5 protein-coding genes are annotated in these 5,536 nt (G+C 31.2%); all 5 read right to left on the minus strand.

Features of this window, described 5'->3' with window-relative positions:
* Window positions 1-165 precede the first annotated feature (165 nt).
* Window positions 166-1,311, minus strand: coding sequence for a hypothetical protein (locus A8B35_RS22800; protein ID WP_139315000.1), 1,146 nt, complete (start codon window positions 1,309-1,311; stop codon window positions 166-168).
* A gap of 242 nt (window positions 1,312-1,553) precedes the next feature.
* Window positions 1,554-2,234 carry a hypothetical protein gene (locus A8B35_RS22810; protein WP_068475842.1) on the minus strand — a complete coding sequence of 227 codons (681 nt, stop codon included), beginning with the start codon at window positions 2,232-2,234 and terminating at the stop codon, window positions 1,554-1,556.
* Window positions 2,235-2,376: 142 nt separating this feature from the next.
* Complete coding sequence (locus tag A8B35_RS22815) at window positions 2,377-3,303, minus strand: hypothetical protein (RefSeq protein ID WP_068475844.1); 927 nt, start codon at window positions 3,301-3,303, stop codon at window positions 2,377-2,379.
* Between the two features lie 223 nt (window positions 3,304-3,526).
* Window positions 3,527-4,111, minus strand: a complete 585-nt coding sequence (locus tag A8B35_RS22820; RefSeq protein WP_068475845.1) for a hypothetical protein — start codon at window positions 4,109-4,111, stop codon at window positions 3,527-3,529.
* A gap of 170 nt (window positions 4,112-4,281) precedes the next feature.
* Complete coding sequence (locus A8B35_RS22825) at window positions 4,282-5,493, minus strand: SIR2 family protein (protein ID WP_068475847.1); 1,212 nt, start codon at window positions 5,491-5,493, stop codon at window positions 4,282-4,284.
* Window positions 5,494-5,536: the final 43 nt, after the last annotated feature.

Below are 5,536 nucleotides of genomic sequence, written 5' to 3' on the forward strand. Positions count from 1 at the left end.
AATGAATCAAAACTACCAAAACTCCGCTGAGCCAAATCTTTTATTTGTTTTTATCTTCTCATTTCTAAAGCCAAATCAAAGATTTGGCGCTGGTCGATTACCCAATTTATACTCCCAATAATCACGAACGCCATATGCTTTATACTAGCGTGTTATGCGTTGTTATTATTCAATTAGCGAAACTTCTATAATGTCTTTGCCGTTTTTTATCTTAACTATTGTAACCTTATCAATCAGTTTGACAGATAATTCTGATACTTTGTATAAAGGCGCTACATCTCCAGCTATTTTTAGTTCATATTCCTCAACTAAAAGGTCATAGCTTATCGCATTATACCATAACAGGTTTAATTGCTTTTCTTGCATTAAATTATTGAAACAAGTAAGGGTGTAATCCTTTGTATAAATAATTACGGCACCATATGGACTATTAGGATATTTTCTTAATGCTTCTGTCTTCTTAACAACTGTTAAATATGCAATTTCATCTGGTGATATAGTTTTAATAAATTCAATTCCATTTTCGGTTCTTTGCCCATCAACAAAACACGAAATCATTTTATCATCAGGGTAAATTATGTCAGAATTGTAATAAATATTAATATCGTCTGATTCTTTAGGATCTAAATTTGTGAATTTCCATTTTATCTGATTTTCCACTATTGTATAATTTTGAGGACTAATATTGGAAAGGGAGTCAGTTGGAATATCAACTAAGTTGACAATAATTTCTGCCTTACCAATAGTACCTCTCCAGCCTGTTCCAGTATTTAGTAAATACTTAAAAAATCTCTGATTATTCCTTTTTTTACGACCATATGGCAAGGTGTATTCCACTTCAATAATTTTTGATTCATTATGCTTGAATTGACTAGACCATAAATACCAATCTAAATGACTCTTAACAGGAGGATATTTACCACTTAAACGGTCTTCTAATGAGGGTTTAATAGTATCACTTTTAATATTTGCACAATTAACATGATCTATAATTGAATTTAAAGACTTACCATTTTCTTTCACCTTAAATTTTGAGATGTCTTCAATACTGCTTATTCGGTGATAATAAAAATTCATATCTGGAAACCCAATATTTATACTCTCATCTTCACCTAAATTCTTCATGTAAAATATGCACTTTACTACAGAACTATCATTATAGAGGTCTATTGTGACTTTCTCTTCTACCATTCTTATAGAAGTTGAAATTGGTGTACTAATTGATTTGGCTTTTATTGGATGAGGAGCAATATCTGCATAGATATTTGCAGAAGTTAGCAATAAAAGAACCAAGAATATTTTTACCTTCATACTATAATTCATTTAAGGTTATCTCTACATTAATAACGCATAACGTTTGGCTAGATGAAGTGTTTGGCGATTTAATTATACAAACCTTCCAAAACTCCACTGAGCCAAATCTTTTATTTGTATTTACCTTTTCATTTTTTAAAGCCAAATCAAAGATTTGGCGGTGTTCAATTCCCAGACTTAACCTCCAAATGTTCACAAACGCCAAATGCTTTATACTAGCGTGTTGTGGCTAGTTTGTTTTATTCAAATTCAACTAAAAATTCTGTCGAAAGGAAGTCTTTTAATTGATAAATTGCTTCATTCATTCCTTCCGCATTGATTGTTTTCAAATTTTCAACAAGCTTATCTAGGTCCTTCTTCGTTTTAATCATTTCAAGTTTCCCAATTGTTATTTTCCGAGTCTGAAAATCCATAGAATGTAAAGCTTGAATAAAACCTTTGGTGTTTTCAACTGCTACCTTAGGAAAAACTCTATAAAAGTATTCTGAGTATTCAGCATTCCTATTGTTATGTCGATAAAGTATAGCCAACATTCTTATAGCATCTGTGTCTTCTAATGCAATTTCTTCAAGAGCATCTGTAAACTTGTAAAGTATAATCCCTTCACTGTTGCCGTTAGGGAAATAGCATCCTTTTTCATTGTTACTATTAACTTTGAATGCATTTTCAAACTGAGTAATATTAATGTAATCAACATTATTACTATTCAATACAGTATTAATGACTTTAAAAATATACTGAACATTTTCACAACTGTCTTTTGATGTATAGTTTACAGCAGTCGTTTCGGTTTCTATTTCTATTCTATGTGAGATAGAATCACTTTTCACAACTGTTTTCTCTTGCTGAATAGCCTTAGTTTGAACATTCTGACAACTCAATAAGGAGATAATGGTCAATATTAAAAAATAGTTTTTCATAATGCTGTAAAAAATTAGCCACAACGGTTAGTATAAGAATAGTAGCCGACTGCGTGGCACTTTCCTATCAAGTTACAAGAAAGTTGAAGCGGGCTACAACCCTTGAATTTACTACTGTCCAGGCTATTATTTTTATACATTGTTATGCGGTCACTTTTTTTGTTTTTATCTGTTTTTTCAATTCATCTGAAATGTTTGTCCAAGTCGTCCTATAAGTCAATATTAACTTACAATTACAGTCTGTCTCAATAATCTTGTTAATTTGCTTATACCAATCAAAATAATTCCACTCTCTTGGTTTAGGAGAATAAAGAAATTTTCCTTTTTCATCCCAGTGAACTTCAGTCGCTGTTCTGTAAATCAGAGTGAACTTTTCTCTCTTGGGCTTTATAAAGAGACGGTCATCAGAATCAATGCCGATTTCAACAATCTCGTCAACTTTAAATCCTTGTGTCTTTATTTTAATCTGGTCGAATATAAGTCTCCCTATATAGGTTTTGATTTTTGGGGATTTAAATCGATAATATTCATTCCAGTAGCTAATCATTCTACTTTCTGTTTGCTGCCAATATTTTGGATTTTCCAATGCATACCTTTTATAATTCTCTAATTGTGAGTCATCCAATTGATTATCCAACACTTCAAGAATTTCAAAAACATATTCACCTAGTAATTGAAAAGTAAATGGCGTAATCCAATAATAATTTAGTCCTTTTAGCTTCTCTAATCGCTTCTGCCTTAAATATCCGTTATGGTGTCTAAGATATATACAGTTTAAAATTGCTTGTTGCTTTTCAGTTAAAGACTTTTCCTTAGTAGAACTTAGCTCATTAAAATAAAGTCTAATAGGTATTTCTAATTCTTCTGAATCAAGTTTTGTAGTGTAAAAATTCTCATGAATCAAATTGCTAACCATATGATTATTTCCATCACATAGTTTAATCCTGTTTTCATCAAACGGAATTATATCAAGTACGACATTTAAATCACTCTCCAAACTTTTCGGGAAAGCTTTTTTTAGTCGCTCTTTATAGTCCACAAATTTATCTTTCTTAAACCAATTTTTCATATGTGTACTGCTGTCCTAAAGTGCCGCATAACGTTAACTGGATGAAGCTGTAAGCGATTTGAAAAACCAAACCAACCAAAATCCCACAAAGCCAACATTTTTATTTTTGTTTAAACTTAATGCTTTCTGAACATAAATGAAAATTTTGGCGGACTTCAAACAACCTCTAAAACTTTCAAATTAATACTGACGCTTATGCTTTATGCCAGATTGTTAGCAATAGTTATTTATCAAATTCATTAACTATTTTAATAGCTTTAGAGTTTAAACCTTCCCAATCCTTAGTTTCGATAAATTCAGTTAAGTGTGGGATATTCTGTTCAAATGATTTATATACTCTAGATAATTCCCAGTCAAAATCATATAGCAAACTTTGTAATTTAAACTCGAACACATCTTTATAATTCATAACATCGGGTCTAAAAACATTTTTCCATTGATTAAACAAACTTGTAACAATATTTATATCTGGACATTCTAATTGACGCTCTTTTTGTAATTCGCTGGAAGACCACAACTTTAGGGTATTGAACGTATTATTTGTTGATAATTCAATTAATTCTGGTTCCTCACTTGTAATGTTTGGTTTATAATTCTCTTGAGAGAGAACCAATGTCTCACAATTCTTACAAATCATTGCCTGAACAGGCATATTAGGTCCGAGTACTTTATATTCTCTTTCATTATTTGGTTGGAAATATAAATTCTGATAGGAGAATCCAACAAACAAAAATCCAAACATCGTCCCATGAATTCGAGCTGTTCCATGCACAATTATACCATTACAATTAGGACACTTTAAATTCATTGATTGGTTTTAAAATTTTGGTTAATTATTGCTAACGGCTCGAATATGCGGAGTGCGGGATTTCGAAGCACTTACTTATCAAACCGTTGCTATCTTTATTAATTGTACTCATGTTCAATTTATCACATCGCCCCGCATTACGTATATTTATTGTTACCAGCTGGGCTTTGTTACGATTTTAAAAATCCAACTATCTCATCCTGATGATTTTGTACTGCCTCCTTAAATCCATGAAGAAAGACTAAAACATTTCCATTTTCTGACCTTATCGGTTCTTTATTTATAAAATTCTCTCTTTTGTAGCCTTTTAATGGACTCTCCTTAACGAATGCTTTAGCTAGAAAGATATAACCATCATTTGTTTCAGGAAAATCAATAATTCTGTGGTCATCTGTCCAATAATCTTTTCCGTAATAAGTAATTATAACAATCCGTTTATTTTCACCATGTATCCGATTTACCCTTTCCATTAGTTGATTCAAATACAAATCACCGAGACCATACCCAACAATCAATAATCCTTTATTTTTAAATAATGATTTTTGGAAATTATACAAATAATGAATGTATGGGTAAGTATTTAATTTCTCAACTTTTCGAAGTCCAGTTATAATAGGGCCAATAATTGTTTCTTCAGACGCTTGAGTGCGATTCGTACTTCTACCAAACCAAGTTTGTCTAGCGTCTTTATAATTTTTGAGCTTATAAATATCCTCATGTGTATCTTCGTAGGCATACTTGTTACGAATATTTCTTGGATATCCAAAATTGATACAACCATGTAAGTGAGCAAGCGTTGATTTTTTCGGATTTTCCAATTTCAAAGGATTAAAACGAAAATAGTTATCCCCTGAATCTTCAAATCCATCCTCATAAACATTATCCAATGAATACTCTACAGTGGTATCGTAGTTTAGAGTAGTTATATCCCATGTCAAATCTGATTTTTTCCAGAAGTCTTTATACCAATCGTACTTTTTATGTTTTCTAAATTTTAAATCATACCTATTAACTTCATCTGCAATCGTATAAATTATGTCTTGTTTAGCTACTAACAGTCCTATACCATTGTCTTTAAAATACCGAGTAAATCTTGGTTTAATAAATGGAATAATCGGTGGTTTATACTTTATATTTCCAGGATTATTCCATCCATGTCTATATGTGTCCAACATTTCAACGGCATGAATTAAATGTTCAAAATTTATCTTATGAGGATGGTAATATTCTTTTAACTGATTGGAAATACTTTTAAGAATAGCAGATTTACCCTTGTAATGATGTTGTCTTTTCTTACATACCTTTTCAGTCAATTTATCTGTTGTAGGAGCATCTAAATCAAATGTTGCACCTGCTCCGATTAATACACTAATCCTATCCATATTGGTTGCTCATTTTTAGCACGATGTTTTTTTGCCTTGCTGG

The organism is Saccharicrinis aurantiacus (assembly GCF_001660705.2).
In the GTDB taxonomy this organism is placed as follows: Bacteria; Bacteroidota; Bacteroidia; order Bacteroidales; family Marinilabiliaceae; genus Saccharicrinis; species Saccharicrinis aurantiacus.